General features: G+C 70.6%; 30 protein-coding genes. 17 read left to right on the top strand and 13 right to left on the bottom strand.

Going from position 1 to position 22,411, the window contains the following annotated elements:
• Positions 1–463, bottom strand: a 463-nt coding sequence (locus tag ACS04_RS20115; RefSeq protein ID WP_048478047.1) for a hypothetical protein, incomplete at its 3' end; no start/stop codon positions are given.
• Positions 464–836: 373 nt separating this feature from the next.
• On the opposite strand from ACS04_RS20115, the gene ACS04_RS20110 reads away from it, so the two are divergent.
• The gene (locus tag ACS04_RS20110) at positions 837–1,271 is read left to right on the top strand and encodes a TspO/MBR family protein (protein ID WP_245236459.1); all 435 of its coding nucleotides are present in this window, start codon (positions 837–839) and stop codon (positions 1,269–1,271) included.
• A 92-nt stretch (positions 1,272–1,363) separates the two neighbouring features.
• Here the strand turns inward: ACS04_RS20110 and ACS04_RS20105 are convergent, their stop codons facing one another.
• Positions 1,364–2,350: an alpha/beta hydrolase family protein gene (locus ACS04_RS20105; protein WP_245236458.1), complete on the bottom strand. Its 987-nt coding sequence runs from the start codon at positions 2,348–2,350 to the stop codon at positions 1,364–1,366.
• A 328-nt stretch (positions 2,351–2,678) separates the two neighbouring features.
• Here ACS04_RS20105 and ACS04_RS20100 point away from each other — a divergent pair, with 328 nt between their 5' ends.
• The 3 genes from ACS04_RS20100 to ACS04_RS20090 all read left to right on the top strand — a co-directional run bounded on the left by ACS04_RS20100 (position 2,679) and on the right by ACS04_RS20090 (position 5,444).
• The gene (locus ACS04_RS20100) at positions 2,679–4,109 is read left to right on the top strand and encodes an amidohydrolase family protein (protein WP_048478045.1); all 1,431 of its coding nucleotides are present in this window, start codon (positions 2,679–2,681) and stop codon (positions 4,107–4,109) included.
• Between the two features lie 160 nt (positions 4,110–4,269).
• Positions 4,270–5,100 carry a hypothetical protein gene (locus tag ACS04_RS40450; protein WP_158977343.1) on the top strand — a complete coding sequence of 277 codons (831 nt, stop codon included), beginning with the start codon at positions 4,270–4,272 and terminating at the stop codon, positions 5,098–5,100.
• Between the two features lie 170 nt (positions 5,101–5,270).
• Positions 5,271–5,444, top strand: coding sequence for a CsbD family protein (locus tag ACS04_RS20090; protein ID WP_048478043.1), 174 nt, complete (start codon positions 5,271–5,273; stop codon positions 5,442–5,444).
• A gap of 92 nt (positions 5,445–5,536) precedes the next feature.
• On the opposite strand, the gene ACS04_RS20085 is transcribed toward ACS04_RS20090, so the two are convergent.
• Positions 5,537–6,709, bottom strand: a complete 1,173-nt coding sequence (locus ACS04_RS20085) for an SRPBCC family protein (protein WP_048478042.1) — start codon at positions 6,707–6,709, stop codon at positions 5,537–5,539.
• Positions 6,710–6,713: 4 nt separating this feature from the next.
• A complete protein-coding gene (locus ACS04_RS38220) occupies positions 6,714–7,601 on the bottom strand; it encodes a hypothetical protein (protein ID WP_053080842.1) in 888 nt (295 codons plus the stop codon).
• A 73-nt stretch (positions 7,602–7,674) separates the two neighbouring features.
• Between ACS04_RS38220 and ACS04_RS20075 the strand changes: the two genes are divergently transcribed.
• The 7 genes from ACS04_RS20075 to ACS04_RS20045 all read left to right on the top strand — a co-directional run bounded on the left by ACS04_RS20075 (position 7,675) and on the right by ACS04_RS20045 (position 11,118).
• Positions 7,675–8,151 (top strand): gas vesicle structural protein GvpA, encoded by a 477-nt coding sequence (locus ACS04_RS20075; protein WP_048478041.1) that lies wholly within the window; start codon positions 7,675–7,677, stop codon positions 8,149–8,151.
• A gap of 3 nt (positions 8,152–8,154) precedes the next feature.
• Positions 8,155–8,865, top strand: a complete 711-nt coding sequence (locus ACS04_RS20070) for a GvpL/GvpF family gas vesicle protein (protein ID WP_048478040.1) — start codon at positions 8,155–8,157, stop codon at positions 8,863–8,865.
• Positions 8,866–8,947: 82 nt separating this feature from the next.
• Complete coding sequence (locus ACS04_RS20065) at positions 8,948–9,196, top strand: gas vesicle protein GvpG (protein ID WP_048478039.1); 249 nt, start codon at positions 8,948–8,950, stop codon at positions 9,194–9,196.
• A 17-nt stretch (positions 9,197–9,213) separates the two neighbouring features.
• Positions 9,214–9,624 (top strand): gas vesicle protein, encoded by a 411-nt coding sequence (locus ACS04_RS20060; protein WP_048478038.1) that lies wholly within the window; start codon positions 9,214–9,216, stop codon positions 9,622–9,624.
• Positions 9,621–10,460 (top strand): GvpL/GvpF family gas vesicle protein, encoded by an 840-nt coding sequence (locus ACS04_RS20055; RefSeq protein WP_048478037.1) that lies wholly within the window; start codon positions 9,621–9,623, stop codon positions 10,458–10,460. The genes ACS04_RS20060 and ACS04_RS20055 overlap by 4 nt, the downstream gene beginning before the upstream one ends.
• A complete protein-coding gene (locus ACS04_RS20050; RefSeq protein WP_048478036.1) occupies positions 10,457–10,681 on the top strand; it encodes a gas vesicle protein in 225 nt (74 codons plus the stop codon). Before ACS04_RS20055 ends, ACS04_RS20050 begins: the two co-directional genes overlap by 4 nt.
• Positions 10,678–11,118 carry a gas vesicle protein K gene (locus ACS04_RS20045; RefSeq protein WP_048478035.1) on the top strand — a complete coding sequence of 147 codons (441 nt, stop codon included), beginning with the start codon at positions 10,678–10,680 and terminating at the stop codon, positions 11,116–11,118. Before ACS04_RS20050 ends, ACS04_RS20045 begins: the two co-directional genes overlap by 4 nt.
• 107 nt (positions 11,119–11,225) lie before the next feature.
• Here the strand turns inward: ACS04_RS20045 and ACS04_RS20040 are convergent, their stop codons facing one another.
• Positions 11,226–11,633 (bottom strand): RidA family protein, encoded by a 408-nt coding sequence (locus ACS04_RS20040; RefSeq protein WP_048478034.1) that lies wholly within the window; start codon positions 11,631–11,633, stop codon positions 11,226–11,228.
• A 138-nt stretch (positions 11,634–11,771) separates the two neighbouring features.
• On the opposite strand from ACS04_RS20040, the gene ACS04_RS20035 reads away from it, so the two are divergent.
• Positions 11,772–12,161 (top strand): winged helix-turn-helix transcriptional regulator, encoded by a 390-nt coding sequence (locus tag ACS04_RS20035; protein ID WP_048478033.1) that lies wholly within the window; start codon positions 11,772–11,774, stop codon positions 12,159–12,161.
• Between the two features lie 31 nt (positions 12,162–12,192).
• Here the strand turns inward: ACS04_RS20035 and ACS04_RS20030 are convergent, their stop codons facing one another.
• Positions 12,193–12,609, bottom strand: a complete 417-nt coding sequence (locus ACS04_RS20030) for an ATP-binding protein (protein WP_048478032.1) — start codon at positions 12,607–12,609, stop codon at positions 12,193–12,195.
• Positions 12,610–12,889: 280 nt separating this feature from the next.
• On the opposite strand from ACS04_RS20030, the gene ACS04_RS20025 reads away from it, so the two are divergent.
• Positions 12,890–13,267, top strand: coding sequence for a hypothetical protein (locus ACS04_RS20025; RefSeq protein WP_048478031.1), 378 nt, complete (start codon positions 12,890–12,892; stop codon positions 13,265–13,267).
• Positions 13,268–13,441: 174 nt separating this feature from the next.
• On the opposite strand, the gene ACS04_RS20020 is transcribed toward ACS04_RS20025, so the two are convergent.
• Together ACS04_RS20020 and ACS04_RS20015 are read right to left on the bottom strand one after the other, a co-directional pair.
• Positions 13,442–13,711: a GlsB/YeaQ/YmgE family stress response membrane protein gene (locus tag ACS04_RS20020; protein WP_048478030.1), complete on the bottom strand. Its 270-nt coding sequence runs from the start codon at positions 13,709–13,711 to the stop codon at positions 13,442–13,444.
• 146 nt (positions 13,712–13,857) lie between these two features.
• Positions 13,858–14,076 carry a hypothetical protein gene (locus tag ACS04_RS20015; RefSeq protein WP_048478058.1) on the bottom strand — a complete coding sequence of 73 codons (219 nt, stop codon included), beginning with the start codon at positions 14,074–14,076 and terminating at the stop codon, positions 13,858–13,860.
• A gap of 102 nt (positions 14,077–14,178) precedes the next feature.
• On the opposite strand from ACS04_RS20015, the gene ACS04_RS20010 reads away from it, so the two are divergent.
• The gene (locus ACS04_RS20010; RefSeq protein ID WP_048478029.1) at positions 14,179–15,363 is read left to right on the top strand and encodes an alcohol dehydrogenase catalytic domain-containing protein; all 1,185 of its coding nucleotides are present in this window, start codon (positions 14,179–14,181) and stop codon (positions 15,361–15,363) included.
• 91 nt (positions 15,364–15,454) lie between these two features.
• Here ACS04_RS20010 and ACS04_RS20005 read toward each other — a convergent pair whose 3' ends face one another.
• Together ACS04_RS20005 and ACS04_RS20000 are read right to left on the bottom strand one after the other, a co-directional pair.
• Positions 15,455–16,348 (bottom strand): SDR family oxidoreductase, encoded by an 894-nt coding sequence (locus tag ACS04_RS20005; protein ID WP_048478028.1) that lies wholly within the window; start codon positions 16,346–16,348, stop codon positions 15,455–15,457.
• 42 nt (positions 16,349–16,390) lie between these two features.
• Positions 16,391–17,020, bottom strand: a complete 630-nt coding sequence (locus ACS04_RS20000; RefSeq protein WP_048478027.1) for a flavodoxin family protein — start codon at positions 17,018–17,020, stop codon at positions 16,391–16,393.
• A 185-nt stretch (positions 17,021–17,205) separates the two neighbouring features.
• On the opposite strand from ACS04_RS20000, the gene ACS04_RS19995 reads away from it, so the two are divergent.
• Complete coding sequence (locus ACS04_RS19995) at positions 17,206–17,778, top strand: cysteine hydrolase family protein (protein WP_048478026.1); 573 nt, start codon at positions 17,206–17,208, stop codon at positions 17,776–17,778.
• Positions 17,779–18,009: 231 nt separating this feature from the next.
• On the opposite strand, the gene ACS04_RS19990 is transcribed toward ACS04_RS19995, so the two are convergent.
• On the bottom strand, positions 18,010–18,918 hold the full coding sequence (locus ACS04_RS19990; protein ID WP_053080840.1) for a glycoside hydrolase family 25 protein: 909 nt from the start codon (positions 18,916–18,918) through the stop codon (positions 18,010–18,012).
• 512 nt (positions 18,919–19,430) lie between these two features.
• On the opposite strand from ACS04_RS19990, the gene ACS04_RS19985 reads away from it, so the two are divergent.
• Together ACS04_RS19985 and ACS04_RS19980 are read left to right on the top strand one after the other, a co-directional pair.
• Complete coding sequence (locus ACS04_RS19985) at positions 19,431–20,366, top strand: pyridoxamine 5'-phosphate oxidase family protein (RefSeq protein WP_048478025.1); 936 nt, start codon at positions 19,431–19,433, stop codon at positions 20,364–20,366.
• Positions 20,367–20,583: 217 nt separating this feature from the next.
• The gene (locus tag ACS04_RS19980; protein WP_245236457.1) at positions 20,584–21,105 is read left to right on the top strand and encodes a GNAT family N-acetyltransferase; all 522 of its coding nucleotides are present in this window, start codon (positions 20,584–20,586) and stop codon (positions 21,103–21,105) included.
• 23 nt (positions 21,106–21,128) lie between these two features.
• Here ACS04_RS19980 and ACS04_RS19975 read toward each other — a convergent pair whose 3' ends face one another.
• Positions 21,129–21,686, bottom strand: coding sequence for a GNAT family N-acetyltransferase (locus tag ACS04_RS19975; RefSeq protein WP_048478024.1), 558 nt, complete (start codon positions 21,684–21,686; stop codon positions 21,129–21,131).
• A 44-nt stretch (positions 21,687–21,730) separates the two neighbouring features.
• Complete coding sequence (locus tag ACS04_RS19970) at positions 21,731–22,297, bottom strand: TetR/AcrR family transcriptional regulator (RefSeq protein ID WP_048478023.1); 567 nt, start codon at positions 22,295–22,297, stop codon at positions 21,731–21,733.
• Positions 22,298–22,411 lie beyond the last annotated feature (114 nt).

The following is a 22,411-nucleotide window of genomic DNA, read 5'->3' as shown; positions in this document are numbered from 1 at the left end:
CGCCCGCCGCCCGCCGCCCGCCGCCGGGAGCGTCGAGGAGCCCGCGGATCCGGGCGCTGCGCCGAATCCAGCGCACGCGCGGGGGAAGCCAGAGCGCCAGTACGAAGGCCACGGACAACGTGATCAGGGCGAACGCCGTCAGGTCGGCGACACGACCCACCGCGTCCTGCATCGACTGCCCGGCATCCGACAGCCCGTTGCCGGCGTCGGCCGCCGACCGCAGCGGCTTCTTCAGGACATCACCGATCAGCGGCACCCGGGACGCCGCGTCCCCCGCGTCCCCGAGGCCGGAAGCAAGACTTCCGCTCGCGTCCTCCAGCTTCCGCCCCGGCTCGGCCAGCAGCATGATCCCGTCGTGGACGGCCAGCGCGAACCACACCCCGACCGCCATCAGGACCAGGGCCGTCAGATCGGCCACCACCTGGCGGATACGACGTGCTCGGGTCTGGGCGTAGAGGCGCATCGGATGCTCCTGTTCCGGCGACGTCTGCGGACGTGGAGGTGGCCGCACGGGGCGGGGATCCTGGCGGAGCCCCGGTCCGGACCGTGCCCCGGATCCGCCCCCGATACTCGGCGCCGACGTACACGGTGGCGCGCCGGCCCGGAAGGGACCAGCCGCGCCACCTCGTTCGGGCACTGGTCCACACGGATGCACCGCCGTGTCCGGGTACCTGAGCAGGCGGGGTGCATCCGGGAAAGCGACCCGCAGGGAAGTACTCGTGACCGCATCCCCCCGCCACCCCGGAGCCCCGATGTCAGAAACCGAACCAGGAGCGGTACCAGGCAGCACACCTGAGCACGGTGCCCGGGCGCTTGCCGCCCTGGCGGGATTCCTCGTGCTCACCTACGCGGTGGCGGCAGTGGGTGCGCTGGCCTCCTCGAACGCGGCCGAGGTGTACGCGGAGCTGGACCGCCCGGTCTGGGCCCCGCCCGCCTGGCTCTTCGGCCCGGTCTGGACCGTCCTCTACGGCACCGTGGCCGTCGCGGGCTGGCTCGTGTGGCGGCACACCGCGGGTCGGACGAGGCGGCGGGCGCTGACCTGGTGGGGCATCCAGCTGGCCCTCAACCTCGCCTGGACCCCGCTGTTCTTCGGGGCGCGTCAATACGGGTTCGCGCTGCTGGACATCGTGCTGCTGGTCGCGGCCCTGCTCGTCACCATCCGCCTCTTCCACGCCGGGCACCGCGTCGCCGCGTACCTGCTGCTGCCCTACCTGGCATGGGTGTGCTTCGCGACGGTCCTCAACGCCGCCATCTGGCGATCGAACGCCTGATCGCGGAGACGGAGCCAAGGTCGGGCGGCTGCGCCTGTACGGACTTTCGACGTCTGCCGCAGGCCGACTTCATGGAGCCGGCTCGTGGTCGTCTACTTCGACTCGACTCGTCCGGATGCCCCCGCCCCGGTCGTCAGCGCCTCGCACGCGGACTGCCAGGCCGGGTCGCCGGGTTGGAACCGGGTGCGCAGGTAGGCCGAGGTGAGGCGGGCGACGGCGGCGACTCGCTCGGGGTTCTCATCGGTGGTCTCGTCGGCGTCGTACCCGGAGATGCCACCGAGCAGGTGCTCGCCGCCGAACAGGGTGAGCAGGGTCTTGGGCGCGGGGGAGAGCCGGTAGGGGTCGGCGTGCCAGTCGGGACCGACGTCGGTGAAGTGCCGGGAGTCGTCCTGGTCGCCGACGACGACCAGGGCGGGGGTGGTCATCGCGGAGAAGTCCGTGTCGTGGAGGAACGGCACCTTGTCCGCCATCCATCCGTTGAGGACGTCGCCGCCCCTGCCCGGTGCGGCGAGCAGCACGCCCGCCGTGATCCGGGGCTCGGTCAGGTTCATTTCCTCCCCGGTTTCGGGGTCGGCGCTGCGCGCCCCCAGCAGAAGAGCGGCGGTGTGGCCGCCGAGGGAGTGCCCGGCGACCGCGATCTTGTCGTGGTCGATGCGTCCGGCGAGCTGGGGCACGGTCTTGTCGATCTCGTCGAGGCGGTCGAGCACGTGGCTCATGTCCTGCGCACGGGAGCGGATGAAGAAGGGGCCTCCTGCCGTACCGGCGAGCTGACGGCGCAGCGTGCCGGAGCTGAGGTGGGTGGGCTGGATGACGACGAATCCGGCTGCCGCCCAGAGCTGGGCGAGGGGCGCGTACCCGTTCAGCGAGGAGAGGTTGTTGGAGCCGCCGTGGCCGTGGGAGAGCAGGATGACGGGCAGGTCGGTCCCGGCAGCGGGGGCTGAGACGCGGACCTGGAGGTCCACGGGCCGCCCGGGCACGGGCAGGACGACAGGGCTGTACGACAGGACGGGGGCGGGCGCGTCGAAGCCGGTGTCGGTGTCCGTGTCGGTGCGGGCGTTGATGTCGGTGGATGACGTCATGACGAGGGGTTTCCCTTCTGGAGCCTGGGCAGGGCCGACCCAAAGACGGCATGGCGGTTGGCCGGGCGCGGCCTGCTCTCGGCCAATTCGAAACGGAGCGTTGCTCCCCTTAATATTCGGAGCATCGTTCCGTTTTGTCAACGCGGGTGAGGGGATCCCGGCGGCGGCCACCCGCAACGCATCATTTCGGAAAAGGTTTTCCGCTGACGTCTATCGAATGGTCGTCCGCTGGGCATGCTGCGTACGTTCTCCCCGCCCCGGCCCGACGCCCTGTCCGGCGTCCCGCCCGGGCGGCCTTCCGTTCTGAGCCCTCGGGAGGTAACACGTCATGCGCTCGTTCCCCACCGCTCCCTCCGCCCTCAGCCGCCGCCATCTCCTCGCCGGACTGGCCGCCGTCCCGCTCGTCCTCGGTTCCGCGCAGCGCCCCGACCTCGTCGACCAGCCCGCGCCCCCCGTCGCCGTCCCCGTCCAGGGCAGCCGTACGGTTCTGCTCCGCAGAGCCTCCCTCGTGCTGACCATGGACCCCGGCATCGGCAGCGGCCCCCTCGGCGCCATCGAGAACGCCGACGTCCTGATGCGCGGCGGCGCGATCGCCGCAGTCGGCGCGGCGCTTGCGACGCCGCCCGGCGCCTGGGTGACGGACGCCGCGGGCAAAGTGGTCATGCCGGGGTTCGTCGACACCCACAACCACCTCTGGCAGGCGATGATCCGCGGCGGCTGTACGGACCGGGACCTGTTCGGATGGTTCCAGGCATGTACAGGCCCCCAGCGCGGCCGCCTGACCCCCGAAGCCCTCCGCAGCTTCGTACGGCTCGCCGCCCTCGACGCCGTCCAGTCCGGCGTGACCACGGTGGTGGACTGGGTGGACATCTTCTCGTACGACCTGGTCGAGAGCTACGTACGGGCCCTGGCCGGCACCGGGGTGCGATTCACCTACGCCATGTACCCGCCCGAGCCCGACGGAGCGCTGGCCGCGACGGTGAAGAAGGAGCTCATCGATCCGGAGCCCCTGGGCGCCTTCCAGATCGCCACCCACGCGGCCCGGTCCGCCGAATCGCACAACCGCGCCCACTGGGAGACCGCCCAGGACCTGGGAGTCATGCTCAACTCCCATGTTCTGGAACGCCCCGAGCAGCGCGCCGACGACCCCATCGGCGTCCTCTCCGACATCGGCGCGCTCGGGCCCCGGCTGCTGATCAACCACGCCATCCACCTGACGGACGCGGAGGTCGCCGCCGTCGCCGCGCACGACGTACGTCTGGCCCACTGCCCGCTCAGCAACATGCGGCTGGCCTCCGGCGTCATGCGGCTGGCCGACTTAGGGCCCCGGGGCGTCAAGGTCGGGCTCGGACTGGACGGCGGAACCAACGACACGTCGGACTTCCACGCCCTCATGAAGACGGCCATCGGCCTGCAACGGGCCCGTACGACCGAGGCCACGGTCTTCCCGCAGGTCCACGACGTTCTGCGGATGGCGACCTTGGGCGGCGCCGAAGTCCTCGGCCTCGCCGACCGGGTGGGCTCCCTGACCCCCGGCAAACGGGCCGACCTGCTGGTCATCGACCCGGCCGCCCTCAACTTCGCCCCGCGCTTCGACTGGATCGGCCAACTCGTCTTCAATGCGCGCCCCGAGAACATCGAGGCGGTGTTCGTGGACGGCCGGCCCCTGAAGCTGGGCGGCCGGCTGGTCGACGTCGACACGGACCGCGTGGTCCGGGAGGCCGAGGCGGCGGCCACCCGCCTCCGCACGGCCGGCTGACGCCGGGCCCGGCCCCGGTGGCGATCCGGGCGCGCCCTTGTACGCCGCCGCCTCGCTGTCCGCGCGGCGGCGCGGCACGCGCGTCCTGCCATGATGGAGGCGTGGTTGCAGCGGGTCCGGATACGTAGCCGGCGGGCTCCGCAGCCCCCGGAGGTGCCTCATGCGTAACGACGTCCGCAAGGCGGTCGAATCCGTCCTCTACGAGGCGGCCTACTACCAGGGGGCCGGTGTCAGGGTGCCCGCCGACGGGGGCGATGAAGGGGAAACAGCGGTGGCGTACGCGCTGGCCCGTCTCGGGCTGACCCGCCTCGGATCCGTACAGGCCCCGACCGTGGCGGCCCATCCGGAGAATCCCTTCCGGCAGGACGTCGATGCGTTGACCCACGTCACGGTGTGGGCGGCGAGACCGGCGCACGCTCGGCTCGATCCAGCTGAGCGGGGAACGGCCTGGCAGGACTACACCGCCGACACCGAAGACCTCGGCGACTGGGGGGCCAGGGCCACGTACGTACGGGTCTGGAAGCACGCGGCCGAGGGTCCTCCCGCAGACGCAGGCTCCCTTTCCGGTCCGTCCGGTTCCCTGCCGCCGCTGGTGATCGTTGACCAGGGTGTCTGTGGAGCGAGCGCCACGGCACCGATTCCGTCCGCGGGCGCACTCCACAGGATCCGAAAGGCCCGGCTGTTCGCCCGCCGAGCCACACCCAGAAGCGTGTGTCCGCGTCATTCAGGGGGCGAGGGGTTCTTCCCCCGCGCGGACGGCTGCGATGACCCGCTCGTGCAGGTCTCGGCTCGCGTGCTCGTCGGAGCAGACGACGGGGCTTCCGGCCATCGGGAGCCATTCGGATGCGCCGCTGTACTGCACGGTCACATGCGCGAGGCCGTCGTCTTCGGTCCACGTCGTGTGGACGTCGAGTTCGCCGTTCAGTACCGGCCCGCCCTCGCCCGTGCGTACACCGCTCCGGCCGGTGAAGATCCCGCGCGTTGTCCATGATGCCCAGCTCATCGCGTCTCCCGGGTGCCGCTGGTCTCGTCCGGCCGGTGCCTGTCTCCCGCTTCCGTGACGAATTGCCCGGGGAAAATCATCCCCTACCCGACTCAATGCGCATAGTGCGGCATACCCTCGCTATGAAGACTTTCTTCTGCTGACTGGAGGTGGCGACCATGGGCGCCGGGAAGAAGGCCAAGAACGTCGGCAAGAACGTGAAGGGCAAGACGAAAGAGGCGACGGGCCGGGCCGTCGGCAACGAGAGCCTCGAGGCCAAGGGCCGGGCCGAGCAGATGGCCGGGGACGCCAAGCAGACGGTGCAGAAGGCCAAGGACACCCTCAAGCACTGACCCGGACGGACCGGAGCGGCCGGCGGCTCAGTGCCGTCGGCCGCTCCGGTGTGCGCGGTCGTGATCACAGCGCCGGGACGGTCCTGCGGACCTCAGCGTCGCCGGCGTGCCCGTCGGGGCTCTTCTTCCTCCTCCTCCACGTCCTCGTCCTCGTCAACGTCCTCGTCTACGTCCTCGTCTACGTCCTCGTCCTCGTCCTCGTCCTCGTCCTGGTCCGTGTCCTCGTAGGCGTCTTCGTCCTCTGCTTCCTCTTCGTCCTCTTCCTCGGGGTATTCCTCGGCGTCCTCCTCCTCGCCTTGCTCCGGTTCCTCGGCCGCGTCTTCGTACTCTTCGTCCTCGTAGGGTCCCTCTTCGTCCGTTTCGCCTTCCTCGCTGTCCCCGCCGTCCTCGTCCGCCTCGTCCGACTCCTCCTCCTGGGCAATGGCGTCTTCGTGGGTGACGACCACCTCTCCGTCCTGGATCTCCCCGCGCCAGCCGTCGGGCTCGTCGTTGGTGAGGGTGACGAAGCGGCCGAAGTTCTTCAGGTCCAGGCGCAGGCGCCTGCCCTGGGCGCGCCAGATGTTGCCGGTCTTCTCGAACAGACCGGCGGGGTAGTACTCGACCACCAGCACGATGCGGGTCAGGCTGGGGGCCAGCTCGTGGAAGCTGACACAGCCGCGGGTGGTGCCCTTGGCTCCTTCCGAGGTCCACACGATCCGGTCGTCCGGAACCTGCTCCTGGACGGTGGCCTTCCAGCTGCGGGTGGAGGGCCCGACCTTGACCTTCCAGTCGCTCGTGGTGTCATCACCCTTGGAGACGCTGCGGACGCCCTTGGCGAAACCGCTGAATTGCTCGTACTGCGTCCAGTGGTCGTAGGTGGTGCGCAGCGGGAGGCCGACGTCGAGGACCTCCATGATGTTCATGGCCTTGGCGCCGCCCTTGCGGCCCTTGCCCTTGCCGCCGCCCAGCAGGCCGCTGCCGGCCTCCTTGACCTTGTCCTTGATGCCGTCCACGGTCTGGCCGAGGGCGGCCTTGACCGGCGAGTCGCCCTGGAGGAGGCGCGCGCCGATGCCGGGCAGGGCTCCGCCGCTCTCGGCGACGTCGTAGAGGCGGTCGGTGACGTCGCCGACCTTGTCGACGGCCTTGTCGGCGAGGTGCTCGGCCTGGGCCGTGAGGAAGCCGCCGAGCTCCTCCATCAGGCGGTCCAGCCCTGACGGGGAGCCGCCGGTGCCGTTTCCGTTGTCGCGGTCGCGGTCGCGGTCGCTGTCGCGCTGTGTGGTGGCCATGGTGTCACCTCCGCGCGCCGGTCTTGCGGCTGGTGGACTTCGCCGCGGTCTTCGCGGTGGTCTTCTTGGCCGGCTGGCGAGCGGCGCTCTTCTTGGCCGGCGCCGTCTTCTTCGCCGGCGCGCTCCGGTCGGCGGAGGCGCTCTTGCGGGCGGGGGCCGCCTTGCGGGCAGGTGCCGCCTTACGAGCGGGAGCAGCCTTCCGGGCGGGTGCGGGCTTGCCGGGCGCTGCAGACTTCCTGGCGGGGGTCTTGCGGGCCGGCGTACCGCGCGGGGTGCCGCGGTCGGCTGCGGCAGCGCTTCGGCGGGCCGTACGCCGACGGGGCGCGGGCTCGGGCTCCGGCTCTTCCTCTTCTTCCTCTTCTGGTTCTTCCTCTTCGTCGGCGCCCTCGTCCTCGTTCTCGCTGTCCTGGTCCTCCTCTTCCGGTTGTTGATCGTCCTCGTACTCGTCCTCGCCCTCGTACTCGTCTTCGTCTTCGTAGTCCTCCTCGGGCCGACCCTCGTCGGCCTCGGACTCCTCCTCCTCGTAGTCGCCTTCCGCCCCGCCGTCGTTTTCGTCTTCGTACTCGGAGTCCTCGTCCTCGTCCTCATCCGCTTCCTCGCGGCCGCGTCCGAGATCCAGGGTGCGTTCGTGGAGGGTGTCGGCAAGGCGGGTGAGCTGTCGGTTGGCCGTGGCGGCCAGCGCCTTGCGGCCGGCGTCCAGCGCCTCACCCTTGACCTGGTCGCCGAGGTCGGCGAACTGCGGCATCTCGCTCAGCTTTTTCAGACCCTGGGTAGCGAGCTCCTTGGGGTCGAGGCCGAAACGACGGCCCGCGGCGTAGGTGGCGAGGCTGAAGGCCAGACGGCCCTTCTTGGCGCGCCCCAGTATGTAACCGCCGGCGACGGCTGCCGCCAAAGCTACAGCCGGGGCATGATCGACCGGCCGGCCTGAAACTCGAAGGGCGGACCGTCCGGGAAGGGACAGCGCCATGACCGTGGTGCCGCAGGGCGGAAACAGCCTCAGCAGAACCACCGCCGCGGGCGGAGGAAATACCGCAAGCCTCTACGACGTCCTCGAGCTCATCCTCGACCGGGGCCTGGTCATCGACGTGTTCGTCCGGGTGTCCCTCGTCGGCATCGAAATCCTCAAGATCGACGCCCGGATCGTCGTGGCCAGCGTCGACACCTACCTGCGGTTCGCCGAAGCCTGCAACCGCCTCGACCTCGAATCCGGTCGCAAAGCTCCCGCCCAGCTCACCGACATCGTCGGAGACACCCTCGAATCCGGCGCCCGCGGCAAGTCCAAAGGCGCTCTCAGCGGCGCCGTGGAAGCCGTGACCGACTCCCTCACCGGCGGCAAGGGCCGGCGCGACAAGGACGAAGAGCCGGAAGAAGAGCCCGAGGACGAGCCGGTGCGCCCCCGGCGCCGACCCGCCGCCCGCCGCACCCGCCGCGAGAGGGAGTAGACCATGGCCCTCTACGTGTACTCGATCATCGCCGCCGACCACCCCGCCCGCCTCGACACCCTCACCGGCGTCGGAGCCGAACCCTCCGCCCTACGCCTGGTGCACGCCGGGTCGCTCTCCGCCGTCGTCAGCGACATCGACCACGAGGTGCGCGCGAAACGCCGCGACCTCACCGCGCACCAGGAGGTCCAGGAACAGCTCATGGCCGACGGGACCGTCCTGCCGATGCAGTTCGGCTACATCGCCCCCGACGACCCCACCGTCAAGGAGGCCCTCCAACAGGGCGAGGGGGCCTACCTCGACGCCCTCGAACGGCTGAAGGGCGCCGCCGAATACCACGTCAGGGCCTCCCAGGACGAGGAGGAGCTCCTACGGGAGATCCTCGGCGAATCCGCCGAGGCCCGCCGGCTCAACGACCGCATCAAAGCCGGCGACGCGGACCCCCGCTTACCCCTCCAGCTCGGCGAACTCATCGCCGTCGAAGTCCGCGACCGCCAGGAAGCCCTCGCAGCGGGACTCGTCCAGGCCCTGCTGCCCTTCGCGCGCGAGCACGCCATCCGCCCGCCGGCGGACGGTGACATCCTCAACGTGTCCCTCCTGGTCCCCGACGACCAGAAGGGCCGTTTCCTCGACGCCGAAGGCAGCCTCGCCCGGCAGGTCAACGGCGTCGACTTCCGATTCACCGGACCGCTGCCCCCCTACAGCTTCGTGTAGCGCCGGGACGGCTGCAGCGGCCCACCCGTCCGCGTACGCCGCGCACTGTGCGGGCGGCCCCGGGGAACACCAGGAGGGAGCCATGGGTCTTCTGACTCAGCTGCTGACCTCACCCCTCGCCCCCATGCGCGCCGTCGTCTGGGTCGCCCAGCGCGTGACCGACCGGGCCAACGAGGAGTACTACGACCCCGCCCCCGTCTACGCGGCCCTCGCCGACCTCGAACGACACCTGCTGTGCGGCGACATCGACCAGGACACCTTCGACGACCTCGAGGACCAGCTCCTCGACCGGCTCGACGAAATCGCCCGCTACCGCCAGAACCTCCCCTGAAGGCGAGGACGACGGCCATGACAGACCCCCTCGACACCCGGCTCGGCCCCCTTCCCTCCAGGGCCACGCCCCTGTCCTACGCGCCGTCCTCCTCCGCCAGCCTCGCCGACATACTCGAACGCGTCCTCGACAAGGGCATCGTCATCGCCGGTGACATCCGCATCAACCTCCTCGACATCGAGCTGCTGACCATCAAGCTGCGCATCCTCATCGCGTCGGTCGACAAGGCCAAGGAAATGGGCATCGACTGGTGGGAGCACGATCCCTCCCTGTCCTCCCGCCACACCGGCGATCCCCTGGTAGAGGAGAACCGTCGCCTGCGAGAGGAACTCGAAGCCCTGCGCCGTGACCGCCTCGAACCCGATGCGCCGCCCGAGCGCGAGCAGCCGCGACGCCGCGCCGCCCCCAGCAAGAGGAACGCGCCGTGACCGGCACCGAACCCACCTTGACCTACGTGTACGCGGTCGCCGCCCGTACGCCCGGCCTCGGTGAGGTCCTCGCCCGTCTGACCGGGGTGGCCGCCACGCCCCTCACCCTCCTCGCCGCCCCCGGCAGCGCGGAGGGCGCGCCCGCGTTCGCCGTCAGCCAGGTCCCCGCCGCCGACTGGAACGCCACCGCCCTCAAGGCCCACTTCGAAGACATCACCTGGCTGGAGCAGACCGCCCGCGCCCACCACCAGGTCGTCGAGGCCCTCGCCGCCCACACCACCGTCCTGCCCCTGCGACTGGCGACCCTCTACGAGGATCCTGACCGGGCCCTGACCGCCCTGCGCGAACAGTACGAGCAGTTCACCGACCGCCTCGCCCTCCTGACCGGCCACACCGAGTACGGCATCAAGGCCTTCATCACCGCCGACGCGGACAGCGACCCCCTCCCCACCGGGACGGTCCCCGCCGTCAGCCCCGGCAAGGCGTACCTGCGGGCCCGCAAGGCCCAGCAGCACGCCCATGAGGAACACCACCAAGCGGCCGTCCGTGCAGCCCAGCAGCTCGCCGCCACCGCCGCCCGCTACGCCGCCGCGTACGTCCGCCACCCCGCCCAGAGCGGCCCCCTCGCGCGCGACCAAGGCGAGAACATCCTCAACGACGCCTACCTCGTCCCCGACGAACACGCCGACGCCTTCCGCGCCGACATCGAGCAGGCCGCCGCCGCCCTCACCGGCGTCCGCGTCGAGATCACCGGCCCCTGGGCGCCCTACTCCTTCGCCACACCGCCGGCCCAGCCCGCAGAAACGGGCACCGGCGCCCGGGGCGCACCAACATGACGCTCACCCCCGCAGACGCGCCCATGCCAGGGCGGCAGGTCGCACTCGTCGACCTCTTGGACCGCCTCCTGGCAGGAGGCGTGGTCGTCACGGGCGACCTCGTCCTGTCCATCGCCGACATCGACCTGGTCCGGATCTCCCTGCGCGCCCTCATCACCTCCGTCAGCACCCTCACCGACGAACCCTCGCCCCCTGATCCGGCGGACGGGGAGGCGCCATGACCACACCGACGCCGCCCGACCCGCGAGCCGTCCCCGACCTCGGGCCGGTCAGCAACACCATGGCGGAGGCCTTCCGCCTCACGCACGCTCCACCCGAGCACACGAACGCTCCCAGGGCGCCGAGCCACCGCATCCACGCCGACCCGGACACCGTCGGCGAAGACCTCCTCAAGCTCGTCCTCACCCTCGTCGAACTCCTCCGCCAGCTCATCGAGCGCCAAGCCCTCCGCCGAGCCGAAACGGGCGAACTCAGCGACGAGCAGGAAGAGGAACTCGGCGCCACCCTCCTCGCCCTGCACGACCGGATGACCGACCTCTGCGCGCAGCACGGCTACACCCTCCAGGACCTCAACCTGGATCTGGGCCCGCTCGGCCCCCTCCTGCCGCCGGCCCCCAGCCCGCCCGGATACGACGGGCCGGACGCGGAAGAGGGGTAGGAGCGCAGTCGGAGCAGCGAGCGCGGGGGCTCCGGCGGCGGACGCGGACCCAAACCACCCGGCAGTTCCTGCCCTGGTGGGAAGCCGGTTCCGGCGCAGGACGCGGGTCAGTCGATGACCGCCGTTGCTTCGACCTCGACGAGAAGGCCGGGCTCGGCCAGGGCGGCGACTCCGATGCCGGTGAGCGGTGCGGCCGGCGTGACACCGAGCTTCCGCGCCGCCCGCGCGATCCCTTCGGCGAACAGCGGCATCTTCTCGGGCGCCAGGTCGACCGCGTAGACCGTCAGCTTCACCACGTCGCCGAAGGAAGCTCCCGCCGCGGCGAGGGCGGCGGCCACGTTGAGGTAGCACTGCTCGACCTGGGCGGCGAGGTCGCCTTCACCGACGATCGCCCCGTCCGCGTCCCAGGCGACCTGCCCGGCGACGAAGATCAGCTTCGTGCCCGTCGCGGTCGCCACCTGCCGGTAGAGGTCGACTTCCACCAGTCCGGCGGGATCCATCAAGTTGATCGCCATGCCCACTCCTCGATGTCACGACCCGAGGGCGCACCTCTGCCGAAGCGGGCGCCTCTTGGTCTCTTGTGGTTACTCGGTAACCGTAGGAGAGTGTGGGGCGACGTGGAAGAACGCACTTTTCGGTGACGGAGGAACCGTATGGTGACCAAGCAGCTCAACGGCTCACGGGATGACCGGGACGAAGCGGATCTGCGCCGTGCGGACTCGCTGGCGCGCGAGATCTTCTCGGACGTAGCCAACAAGTGGGCGCTTCTGATCATCGAGGCCCTCGGGGAGCGGACCCTGCGCTTCACCGAACTGCGCGACGAGGTCGAGGGGGTCAGCCACAAGATGCTCACCCAGAACCTGCGCATGCTCGAGCGCAACGGCCTCGTCGATCGCGTGGTGCACCCCACCGTGCCGCCCCGCGTCGATTACTCCCTCACGGATCCGGGCCAAGCCCTGCGCAAGACCGTCGACGTCATGTGTGACTGGACGCACCGCTACCTCCGCCACATCGACGCATCGCGCCGGCGCTTCGACGCCTGATCCCGACGTCTCCGACAGCAGGCGGGTCGGCCTAACGGCCCTCGGCGCGCAGCTGCTTGTCGGTGAAGGTGGCGCTGACGGTCTTGCCGCCGCCGTCGTCGGCGCGGACGGTGACGGTGTCGGCGACGTCGTGGACCAGCCGCCACCCGAACCCGCCCGGGTGCCTGGGCGGCCAGGTCTGGAGCTCTGGCAGACGCGCCGTGCGGTCGGACACTTCGACGGTGACGAAGCCGGGGCGGGCGGTGATCGTGAAGGCGGTGGCCCCGCCGGCGTGCCGCTCGGCGTTGGAGATCAGCTCGCTCACCACCGTCACCACATCGTCGACTCCGGTCTGGGGCAGGTGCAGACGGGCAAGAACGGCCCTGGCGGTTTCGCGTGCTCGTACGCAGCTGATGCCGGACCCCTCAGGGTCCGGCAGGAGTCGGGACGACAGGGCCCTCTCTTCCATACGCTTGCGCCTTCCCCCGCTTCCGTCCGCCAAGCACCCCCTGGGTGCGCGGCCCGCCGGCCGTGCCGACCGTGTGCACAGCCTGTGACGCCCGCGCCGGCGTGCCCGGTTCCGCGGTCGGGCCGGCCGCGTCGCGGCGGCACCCGAACGGGTGTGGCCGTCGGCCGCACGGCACCTCGTCGACGTCCTTGTCGCTCTGCGCAGGTGTCGTCGGTGCTGGGATGGGCAGGCGCCTCGTGCTCATCGGATCGATGCAAGGAGCGCACGAAGGAGCGAACACATGTCAACCAAACCGACCTCTCACGTGCCCCATGGTGAGGGCCCGAGCCGACACCGGGGGACCGAGCAACACGGCTGGTCGCCTGACGTCGACTCGACACACACCGAGGAGAACCCCAGCGCGCGCAAGTCCTTCGAAACCCCGAAGTCGAGCCGGGCCCGTAAGGACGAGGCCCCCAGCGAGACGCAGCCGGTCGACAGGGGCACGCCCGTGGAGAGCCACTCGCGTCGGGGCGAGGATCACGCGAAGTCCGGCTCGAAGGGCCACCACGACCTGGGACCCCGGGGCCGGTCCGGCCGTCCCAGCGGGGGCAAGGACGCATCCGCCTACTCCGGGGTCGACCCCGACGCGGACGGCGACGAGCTGCGGAAGGGATGACAGAGGGGCCACGGCGCCTGCACCGAAGCGTGTCATCCGGTCAGGCAGGTGCCTGCGAGCGGAGCCGGCGCATCGGCGGCACGCCGACAGCGTGCCGCCCGCGCCACCTCGACCGACCTCGGCGCCGTCAAGTGCTCCGCCCCGGCGCAGGCCGCCTGATCGCGTCGAGGCGGGTCAGTGAGAGCGTCCCCGTCCGATGGTGACGCGGTAGAGGGCCAGCAGGATGACGGAGCCGATGATGGCGGCGATCCAGGTGGAGAGATCGAAGAAGCCGTCGATGGAATCGACACCGAAGATGACCTTGCCGAGCCATCCGCCGAGCAGGCCGCCCGCGATACCGATGAGCGTCGTGATGATGATGCCACCGGGGTCCTTGCCCGGCATGATCGCCTTGGCGATGAGACCAGCAAGCAGACCGATGAGAATCCAAGCGATGATGCCCATGGAAGGGGCTCCTTCTCCGCGAAATAAGATTGTTGTCAGCTCGCTTCTTAACGCGCTGCACGCTTTCAAACGTGCTGTGTCGGCAGGTCGCCGAGGCCAACGCCCGGACAGCGGAAACCAGGGACCCCCGAACGGGAGGATGCCTGCTACTCCGACCAGGTTTCGGGGCCACCGCCTTCCCACCGGAAGAGGCCCGGATCCTCAAGGTCCGCGTCCTCCCACCCCGGGAATCCCGCACGGCGCAGGAATTCCCGCAGGTCGCTCTCGCCGCGGGCCAGGCCGAGGATGGCCGAGTCGTAGTGCACCCGGCGGCCGCCATGAGGATCGTCAGGGCTGGGCGGGTGGATGACGATGCGAGGGTCCATGCCGTCAGGCTCGGGCATCCGCGCACGTCGCGCATGTCGCGCACGTCGCCCACGCGCAGGGACGCACCGAGCACCTCCCCCCATCGCGACAGAGGAGCTGTGATGAAAGCCGTTACCTGGCAGGGCCGTCGCAAGATCGAGGTGGCAACGGTTCCGGATCCGCAGGTCGTCCACCCCACGGACGCGGTGATCGAAGTGACGACGACGGGCCTGTGCGGATCCGACCTGCACCTGTACGAGGTGCTGGGACCCTTCCTGGACGCCGGCGACATCCTGGGTCACGAACCGATGGGAGTGGTCGCCGAGGTAGGTACCGAGGTCCGCCGCCTGAAGGTCGGCGACCGCGTCGTCGTCCCGTTCAACGTGTCGTGCGGATCCTGCTTCATGTGTGAGCGCGGCCTGCACTCGCAGTGCGAGACGACCCAGGTCCACGAGTACGGCAACGGCGCGAGTCTCTTCGGATACACCAAGCTGTACGGACAGGTGCCGGGTGGGCAGGCCGAGTACCTGCGCGTCCCGTTCGCCGACGCGCTCCCCATCCCCGTCCCCGAAGGGCCGCCCGACGACCGCTTCGTGTACCTGTCGGACGTCCTGCCGACCGCCTGGCAGGCCGTCGTCTACGCCGACGTTCCGCCCGGCGGCAGCCTCGCCGTCCTGGGCCTCGGACCCATCGGCGACATGTGCACCCGCATCGCCGCCCATCGCGGTGCCGACACGGTGATCGGGATCGACCTGGTCCCGGAACGGCTGGCGCGCGCCGCCGGCCACGGCGTCGAGGTCTACGACCTGACCCAGTACGGGGATGAACTCGTCGAGGCCGTCCGCAAGGCTACCGGCGGCCGGGGCCCGGACGCCGTGATCGACGCCGTCGGCATGGAGGCACACGGCAGCGTCGGCGTCGCGGCCGTGCAGACCGCCACCGGCCTGCTGCCGGACGCCCTGGCATCCGCGCTGATGAGGAAGGCGGGCGTGGACCGCCTGGGCGCCCTGCGGCTGGCGATAGAGCTGGTACGCCGCGGCGGCACCCTCTCCCTCTCCGGTGTCTACGGCGGAGCCGCGGACCCCCTGCCGCTGCTCACGATGTTCGACAAGCAGATCCAGCTGCGCATGGGGCAGGCCAATGTCCGTCGGTGGGTCGACGACCTGCTTCCGTTGCTGACCGACGAGGATCCCCTCGGCGTCGACGGCTTCGCCACCCACCACCTGCCGCTGGATGATGCGCCCCGGGCGTACGCGGACTTCCAGGGGAAGCGGGACAGCATGGTGAAGGTCCTCTTCCACCCATGAGGGCCGAGTCGGCGAAGGGCGCGCACCCCCTACGGCGAAGCCCCGCGCCGTCCGAGGAGTGAGGGGATCCGGCGCGGGGCTTCCTCGGGGGTTACGGCAGCGGGGTTCCGCCGGTGGCGTTGATGATCTCGCCGGTGATGTAGGAGGCCTGGTCGGACGCGAGGAAGACGTAGGCGGGCGCCATCTCGGCCGGCTGCGCGGGCCGCCCCAGCGGGGACTGCTCGCCGAACTTCGTCGGGTCGGGCGTCGTCGCGGGAATCAGCGGTGTCCATACCGGCCCCGGCGCCACGCCGTTGACCCTGATACCGCGCTCGGCGAGCATCTGGGCCAGGCCGTGGGTGAAGGAGATGATCGCGGACTTGGTCATGGCGTAGTCGAGGAGGTGCGGGCTGGGCTGGTAGCCCTGCACGGAGGCGGTGTTGATCACCGAGGAGCCGCGCGGCATACGGGCCAGCGCCGCCTTGGTGAGCCAGAACATCCCGTACAGGTTGGTCTTCATCACCCGGTCGAACTGCTCGGTGGTGATCGCCTCGATCCCGTCGGGCTGGGACATCTGGTAGGCGGCGTTGTTGACGAGCAGGTCGATGCCGCCCAGCTCGCCCACCGCCTTGTCGACGAGGGCGGTGCACTCCGTCTCGTGCCGGATGTCGCAGGCCACGGCCACCGCGGTGCGGCCGGCCTCACGGATCAGGCGGACGGTCTCCCCGGCCTCCTCGGCTTCTTCGTCGAGGTGGGTGAAGACGACGTCGGCTCCTTCCCGTGCGAAGGCCAGGCAGACGGCTCGGCCGATGCCCGGGTCACCGCCGGTGACGAGCGCCCGGCGCCCCTGCAACAGGCCGTGGCCCCGGTACGTCTCCTCGCCGTGGTCCGGGCGGGGACGCATCGAGTCGGTCGAGCCGGGATGGTCCTGGTCCTGCTCGGGGAACGGGGGACGGGGGTGGAGTGACACCGGATCGGTGAGGCGGGGTGAGTCGGGGGAGGGCATCGCGGACTCCTTCCGGTACGGGGCGGGTGCAGCGGGGCGCTGTCAGGAAGAGGGCGGGTAGGCGGCGGCCTTGAGGCGGCGCGCGAGGTGCGCGGTGTTCGCGGCGAGGGTCTTGGTCGTCGCGGCGGTCTTCTCGGGCGTCTTGTCGAGGTCCTGGTAGTCGGTGCCCTGCATGGCCTCGCCGACCCAGTAGGTGACGGCGTTGGGGGCCAGGGAGAAACCGGCGTCGTTGAGGCCCTGGAAGAGGTCCGCGCTGACCTTGTGGGCGCCGTCCTCGTTGCCGACCACGCATACGGCGGCGACCTTGCCGTAGGTGAGCATGCGGCCCTCGTCGTCGCTCTCGCCGATCTCGGCGTCGAGACGTTCCAGGACGCGCTGGGCGACGCTGGAGGGGTGTCCGAGCCAGATGGGCGTGGACAGGACCAGGATGTCGCACGCCAAGATCGTGTCGCGGATCTCCGGCCAGGCGTCACCGTCCCCCATGTCGACCTCGACGCCCGGCTTGACGTCGTGGTCGGCGATCCGGATCACCTTTCCGGTGACGCCGTGGTCGGCCAGGGCGGCCATGGTCTGCTCGGCGAGCAGCTGCGAGCTGGAGGGCTTCGGTGACGGTGAAAGCGTACAGACCAGCGCGACGGCGCGCAGGGGCGTGGTTTCGGTAGTGGTGTCCATGGGGTCCGACTACCCGGATCATCGGCGCGTATCCCGCCCCATACGGCGATACCAGCCGATCCGCGGCGGATAGGGGACGGAGGCTGGTCGCATTGGCCGGTGTCCGGGGCCCGCCCCCGACCTCGTACGGCGTGCTTGGCGCCCGCCGGGGTGGGCAGGCGCCGGGCGTGGCGAAAGGCGGCACCATGGGTCGGACGGCACTGATCGTGATCGACATGCTCAACACCTACGAGCACGAGGACGCCGAGGTGCTGGTGGGGTCGGTGCGTGAAGCACTTCCCGGCGTCGGGACGCTGCTCGAACGGGCACGGGACGCCCAGGTCCCGGTCGTCTACGTGAACGACAACTTCGGCCGCTGGCGGTCCCACCACGGGGAGCTCCTCGAGGCCGCCCTGGCCGGCCGCTACGGCGACCTGGTGCGCCCGGTCGTGCCGGACGAGGAGGACATGTTCGTCGTCAAGGCACGGCACTCGGTCTTCTTCGAAACGCCCCTGGCCTACCTGCTGGGACAGCTCGGCGTCCGCCGGGTGGTGCTGTGCGGGCAGGTGACCGAGCAGTGCGTGCTGTACTCCGCTCTGGACGCGCACATCCGGCACCTCGACGTGGTCGTGGCCCTCGATGCCGTCGCCCACATCGACGCCGCCCTCGCCGACGCGGCCCTGAAGATGATGGAACGCAACATGTCGGCCGAGCTCCTCCCGAGCGGCGAGATCCCCTTCGAGGACGGCGCGGGGCCGCCCGGCGGGTCACGGGAGTGAGCCGGCCCGAACCTGGCTCGGTGCTGAGCCCTGCCGGTCACGGTCACGGTGAGGGGACGAGAGGTCGCCTCGGCGACGGGTGTCTCATCCCCTGCTCCCGCCCGGCGGGATCCGCACTCGTGCTGCCCGCGCGCCCGCACGGCGTACCGGAATGCCCGCACCTTCCGGCCCGTGGGCGCACGGGGAGAGGGCGTTGTCCCTTGTACCTCAGCCGGTCGGTCAGCCGATCGGTCAGCCGGTCGGGGCGGGGGTGCCGGAGACGTGGACGTCCACGTTGATCACGGCATCGGCGATGGCCTGCCGGACCGCTGCCACCACGGTGTCGGTGTCCACACCCGGCTGCCGGCCGAGTTGGGCGGCGAGCGCGGTCACCGCTGCCTGCGCCGCGGCGAGTTGTTGCCCGAGGGCGTCGGTCTGGTTGTTGTGGACCTTGTCCATCCAGGCCATGACCGCGCCCATGTCGACGGGCTGGCCAGTGGCGGCGTTGGTTTCGGTGTGGCGCCAGACGGCGGCCGCGACGGCGTCGAGGTCTGCCTGGGACAGGGGCATGTCGTCCTCCTGGGATCCTAGGGCCCAGGTGCGAAGCTCCTCGCGGCTGGGCAGGGGGCAGTAGTCCTGGTCTACGGGGTCGTCGGTGTACTGGTGGAACATCCAGCTCGCTCTGATCCCGGGGGCGCCCGCGGCGCGTCCCGCGGTGGCGATCCACAGGAAGTCGCCGCAGTAGCCGGTCGTGTCGACGTTCTTCCAGTAGTCGACATTGCAGTACATGCCGATACGGTGACCCGGCATGCGGTCCTTGACGTAGCGGAGCCAGGCTTCCTTGTACGTCCGTTGGCGGGCCTTGGAGACCCCGGCGTTGGCCTTGTCGTAGCCCTCCCAGTCGAGGACCAGGATGTCACCGGGCTGCCAGGCCACCTGGTCGAGGAAGAAGTCGGCTTCGCTTTCCGGGTCGTTTCCCATGTGGGGGTAGTGGTAGGCGCCCCAGACCAGACCGTGCCGCTTGACGTGGTCGCGCTGGCGGACCCACTTCGGATTCGTGTATCCGAGGCCCTCCGTGATCTTCGTGAAGACGAAGTCGAGTCCGGTGAGGCCCGGTTCGTCGCTCTGGTAGGAAGCCCAGTCCTGTCCGTAGATGCCCATCAGGCGTTGCCCTTCTTGCCGCGCTTGGCCCGCCGGCCGTGCCTCTGCGCCGGCCCTGGCCCCGGCTCGGCAGACGGCACTTCGGGGCGGGCCCGGTGCTTCAGGTGGAGATGGTGACGTCGCCGCCCCGGGGGAGGAGCCCGGACGGATCGGCGGCGGTGAGGTATCCGGAGCCTTCGATGCCTCAGGAGTTTCCCCAGCTGATCGTCGGCCGATACGTGCCAAAGATGCTGAATCGATTCAGCACGGCAAGCGCGTGCTCGCGCTTGCAGCCGGCTTGCAGGAGCGGCAAGCCGTCCGCCAAGTCAAAGCCAAGTGGTGGCGGGCACCTTGGGGCGTTCCTTGCCCGCATGCGATCTCTGGAGCGAGAGCGTGACGCACAGCAGTTCCTCCGTACGTCCCCCCACCCGGACAAGGGTGGTGGCCCACCGTGTCCTCGGCGGCGGGTGGGCCCGGCCGTACAGCCCCTCCTCCCGTACCCTGCGGGCTCCCCTCACCGGCGGGACGGGCCGATGACCGTGCTCGATCGAGCCCCGCTCGACGTCCTGGACGCCTACCGCACCTGCGAGTTCGCCACCCTGGCCAAGGACGGGACCCCCCTGGCGTGGCCGACGGCCGTGACGCGCCGCGAGGACGGCACCCTGCTGCTGACCACGTCCCTCGCGTTCTCGCAGAAGGCGCTGAACGTGCGCCGCGACGCTCGCGTCGCCCTGCTGTTCTCGGATCCGACGGGCAGCGGACTCGACCCGGCCCCGCAACTCTTCGTCTCCGGCCTGGCCGAGTGCCCCGACCAGATCATGACCGGCCCGCGCGGAGCCGAGGAGTACTGGAGGACGCTCTTCGAGCGCCAGCCGCACAGCCGCGCGTACCTCTCGGCTCCCATGCGGCCGTTGATGTCCTGGTACTACTTGCGGCTGCTCATCACCGTCGTGCCCGGCCAGGTGACCGTACGGCCGCCGCTGAGCGCGCGGCGGCCGGGCACACCGGCGCCCGTCACCGGGGCGGACCCGCTGCTCGGGGCCGCACAGCTGCAACGGTTCCCCACGGCGGTGCTGTCGGCACGGGACGCCTCCGGGGCCCCCGTGCTCGCCCGTACGACGCCGACGCCGACGGCGGACGGCTACCTCGTGGAGGTTCCGGCCGACTGCTCTCCCGTACCGGGCCCCGCCGCGCTCCTGGTGCACCGCCACGATGAGCTGCTCAACGGCATGTACAACGCGCTCGTCCGCGGGACCCTCCGGCAGACGGATGCCGGCTGGATCCTGGTGCCGTCGACCGTGGTGGAGCCGATGGGCTCGGGGAGGACGAGCGACGCGTTGCGGGTACTGCGTCGCACCAAGCGCTCTACCGACCGGTACCTGGAGCGCCGGGGCCTGCGCCGGCCGAAGGTGCAGTGGGACCGCTTCCGCGAGCTGGCGGCCGAGGCGGAGCGGCGGGGGCGGAAGTGAGGATCCCGGACTGTTCCGCTGGCCGCGGGCGCGGACGCACCGTACGCGTGCTGATCGGCCGGTGCGTCGGCGCACTGGCCGTCGCCGCCCGCCGGGCTGTGGCCGGCGACCATGCCGAGGTCCCCGCCGGTGCTGCCCGTATGCGGCACGCGATGCGCTCTCCCCATCACTGAACCCGCCGCACATGCGGGCACAACCGGCGTCCTACCATGGGGGGATGACGACCGCCGACCGATACGAGAACGACCGCCACCCCGGCGTCGTCATGGGCGAACTGAGTCTCACCGACGACGTCACGGCGGCAGCCGTTCACCGTATCGGCCTCCGCGCCTACACCGTCGAGGCCGAGCTGATCGGCTTCGACGGCATCCCGCCGCTGCGGGAGAGCCTGGAGGAGATGCGCGTCCAGCCCCTGCGGTGGCTCGGTGCCAGGGTCGAGGGCGAGATCGCCGCTTTCGTCGCCTGGCAGGTCATGGCCGAGGAGCTCATCTGCATCGCGCGCGTGTGCGTGGACCCGCGGTGGTTCCGTCGCGGACTGGCCTCGGCCCTGCTGCGGCACCTCCTGGCCGACCTCGCTCCCGAACACGACGCGCTGGTGAGCACCGGCGCCGACAACCACCCGGCCGTCGCACTCTACGAACGCCTCGGTTTCCGCCACGTCGACACCGTCGAGCCCGCTCCCGGGGTGCGGCTGGCCCGGTTCGAGCTGACACGCCCATCCGGACGGCCCGGCCGATAGGGCCGAGGGGTACGACGGGTGGCCTAGACGGTCGGGCCGGGCTTTGCCCACTCCTCACGGAGCATCCCGAAGAGCACGGTGTCGTAGCGCTTCCCCTCGAACAGCACGGCCGACCGGCGGCGGCCCTCCTCGCGGAAACCCAACCCGGTGAAGGCGCGCACGGCACGCTCGTTGCCGCTCCAGGTGTCCAGTTCCAGCCGGCTCAGGTTGTAGGCGCCGAAGAGGTGGTCCACGAGCAGCCGCAACGCGTCGCTGCCGTGGCCTCGGCCCCAGAACTCCCGTTCGCCGATGGTCACTCCCAGCGTGGCCACGCCGGCGTACGGGTCCAGGTCGCGATAGTCGGCCATGCCGATCACGCTTCCGCCCACCAGGTCCTCGACGGTGAACACGGCCGACTCCCTCGGGTTGAGGCGCAGCATGGTCTCGAAGCCGAGACCGATCGCCTCCGCCGTGACCGGGCCGAAACACGGGTCGCCGGCCGTGGCCCATCGCACCACTTCCGGGTCGTTGCGCCACCGCACATGATGCTCGGCGTCTTCGGAGCGCAGCGCTCGCAGCCTTACCAGCTTTCCTTCGAACATCGCGCAACCCTAATCGATCGCAGAACCGCTGAGGCCGCTCGCGGTCACAGCAGTCGGTCGACCAGGCCGTCGATGTAGTCCGGGGTGAGCGGGACGATGCCGAACAGGACGCGGATGTACATCGGGGCCAGGATGTGGTCCAGCACGCCGAGCGCGTCGGGGGCGTTCTCCCCGCGTTCGCGGGCGCGATCGAGCATGGACTGCAATTGCCGCATCCGTTCGGCGCGGAGATCGTCACCGGCCTGGAGGCCCTGCTGCCCGTTGCCTGACAGGGCGACGGCCAGGCGCACCACCGCCAGACCGTCGGGTCCGGTGATCTCGCGGGCCACGTTGGCCGCGTAGGTGCGCAGGTCGCCGTCCAGGCTCCCGGTGTCGGGCATCGGCGACCGCGCGTTGAGGCGGGTGAGCGCCACGTCGCTGAGCAGCGTTTCCAGGTTGCCCCACCGGCGGTAGATGCTGCTGTCGGCTACGCCTGCGCGTGCCGCGACCTCGCCGACGGTGAAGTTGCCGTAGCCGCGCTCGCTGATGAGGTCGGTCACGGCCTGGTGCACCTCTGCGGTGACGCGCGCGCTGCGCCCGCCGGGCCGGCGGGCCCGCTGTCCCTCGTTCATGACCTCACCTTAACGCAGTAATGGCTTGCGTTTGCGTCGCATCTCTCCCTAAAGTCTCCTAACGCAGTCATTGGCTGCTTTAACGGGCCCCGCTGTACGGCCGCTCCCATCGAC

This window comes from Streptomyces roseus, assembly GCF_001044425.1.
Lineage (GTDB): Bacteria > Actinomycetota > Actinomycetes > Streptomycetales > Streptomycetaceae > Streptomyces > Streptomyces roseus.
Note: the sequence above shows the minus strand (reverse complement) of the source record. Positions and strands in the feature narration are given on the sequence as shown.

What these genes read in the sequence shown, in the direction of transcription:
- ACS04_RS20105 (WP_245236458.1), bottom strand. Translation starts at nt 2,350, where the DNA reads ATGACGTCATCCACCGACATCAACGCCCGCACCGACACGGACACCGAC.
- ACS04_RS20100 (WP_048478045.1), top strand. Translation starts at nt 2,679, where the DNA reads ATGCGCTCGTTCCCCACCGCTCCCTCCGCCCTCAGCCGCCGCCATCTC.
- ACS04_RS40450 (WP_158977343.1), top strand. Translation starts at nt 4,270, where the DNA reads ATGCGTAACGACGTCCGCAAGGCGGTCGAATCCGTCCTCTACGAGGCG.
- ACS04_RS20090 (WP_048478043.1), top strand. Translation starts at nt 5,271, where the DNA reads ATGGGCGCCGGGAAGAAGGCCAAGAACGTCGGCAAGAACGTGAAGGGC.
- ACS04_RS20085 (WP_048478042.1), bottom strand. Translation starts at nt 6,709, where the DNA reads ATGGCCACCACACAGCGCGACAGCGACCGCGACCGCGACCGCGACAAC.
- ACS04_RS20075 (WP_048478041.1), top strand. Translation starts at nt 7,675, where the DNA reads ATGACCGTGGTGCCGCAGGGCGGAAACAGCCTCAGCAGAACCACCGCC.
- ACS04_RS20070 (WP_048478040.1), top strand. Translation starts at nt 8,155, where the DNA reads ATGGCCCTCTACGTGTACTCGATCATCGCCGCCGACCACCCCGCCCGC.
- ACS04_RS20065 (WP_048478039.1), top strand. Translation starts at nt 8,948, where the DNA reads ATGGGTCTTCTGACTCAGCTGCTGACCTCACCCCTCGCCCCCATGCGC.
- ACS04_RS20060 (WP_048478038.1), top strand. Translation starts at nt 9,214, where the DNA reads ATGACAGACCCCCTCGACACCCGGCTCGGCCCCCTTCCCTCCAGGGCC.
- ACS04_RS20050 (WP_048478036.1), top strand. Translation starts at nt 10,457, where the DNA reads ATGACGCTCACCCCCGCAGACGCGCCCATGCCAGGGCGGCAGGTCGCA.
- ACS04_RS20045 (WP_048478035.1), top strand. Translation starts at nt 10,678, where the DNA reads ATGACCACACCGACGCCGCCCGACCCGCGAGCCGTCCCCGACCTCGGG.
- ACS04_RS20040 (WP_048478034.1), bottom strand. Translation starts at nt 11,633, where the DNA reads ATGGCGATCAACTTGATGGATCCCGCCGGACTGGTGGAAGTCGACCTC.
- ACS04_RS20035 (WP_048478033.1), top strand. Translation starts at nt 11,772, where the DNA reads ATGGTGACCAAGCAGCTCAACGGCTCACGGGATGACCGGGACGAAGCG.
- ACS04_RS20030 (WP_048478032.1), bottom strand. Translation starts at nt 12,609, where the DNA reads ATGGAAGAGAGGGCCCTGTCGTCCCGACTCCTGCCGGACCCTGAGGGG.
- ACS04_RS20025 (WP_048478031.1), top strand. Translation starts at nt 12,890, where the DNA reads ATGTCAACCAAACCGACCTCTCACGTGCCCCATGGTGAGGGCCCGAGC.
- ACS04_RS20020 (WP_048478030.1), bottom strand. Translation starts at nt 13,711, where the DNA reads ATGGGCATCATCGCTTGGATTCTCATCGGTCTGCTTGCTGGTCTCATC.
- ACS04_RS20015 (WP_048478058.1), bottom strand. Translation starts at nt 14,076, where the DNA reads ATGGACCCTCGCATCGTCATCCACCCGCCCAGCCCTGACGATCCTCAT.
- ACS04_RS20010 (WP_048478029.1), top strand. Translation starts at nt 14,179, where the DNA reads ATGAAAGCCGTTACCTGGCAGGGCCGTCGCAAGATCGAGGTGGCAACG.
- ACS04_RS20005 (WP_048478028.1), bottom strand. Translation starts at nt 16,348, where the DNA reads ATGCCCTCCCCCGACTCACCCCGCCTCACCGATCCGGTGTCACTCCAC.
- ACS04_RS20000 (WP_048478027.1), bottom strand. Translation starts at nt 17,020, where the DNA reads ATGGACACCACTACCGAAACCACGCCCCTGCGCGCCGTCGCGCTGGTC.
- ACS04_RS19995 (WP_048478026.1), top strand. Translation starts at nt 17,206, where the DNA reads ATGGGTCGGACGGCACTGATCGTGATCGACATGCTCAACACCTACGAG.
- ACS04_RS19990 (WP_053080840.1), bottom strand. Translation starts at nt 18,918, where the DNA reads ATGGGCATCTACGGACAGGACTGGGCTTCCTACCAGAGCGACGAACCG.
- ACS04_RS19985 (WP_048478025.1), top strand. Translation starts at nt 19,431, where the DNA reads ATGACCGTGCTCGATCGAGCCCCGCTCGACGTCCTGGACGCCTACCGC.
- ACS04_RS19980 (WP_245236457.1), top strand. Translation starts at nt 20,584, where the DNA reads ATGACGACCGCCGACCGATACGAGAACGACCGCCACCCCGGCGTCGTC.
- ACS04_RS19975 (WP_048478024.1), bottom strand. Translation starts at nt 21,686, where the DNA reads ATGTTCGAAGGAAAGCTGGTAAGGCTGCGAGCGCTGCGCTCCGAAGAC.
- ACS04_RS19970 (WP_048478023.1), bottom strand. Translation starts at nt 22,297, where the DNA reads ATGAACGAGGGACAGCGGGCCCGCCGGCCCGGCGGGCGCAGCGCGCGC.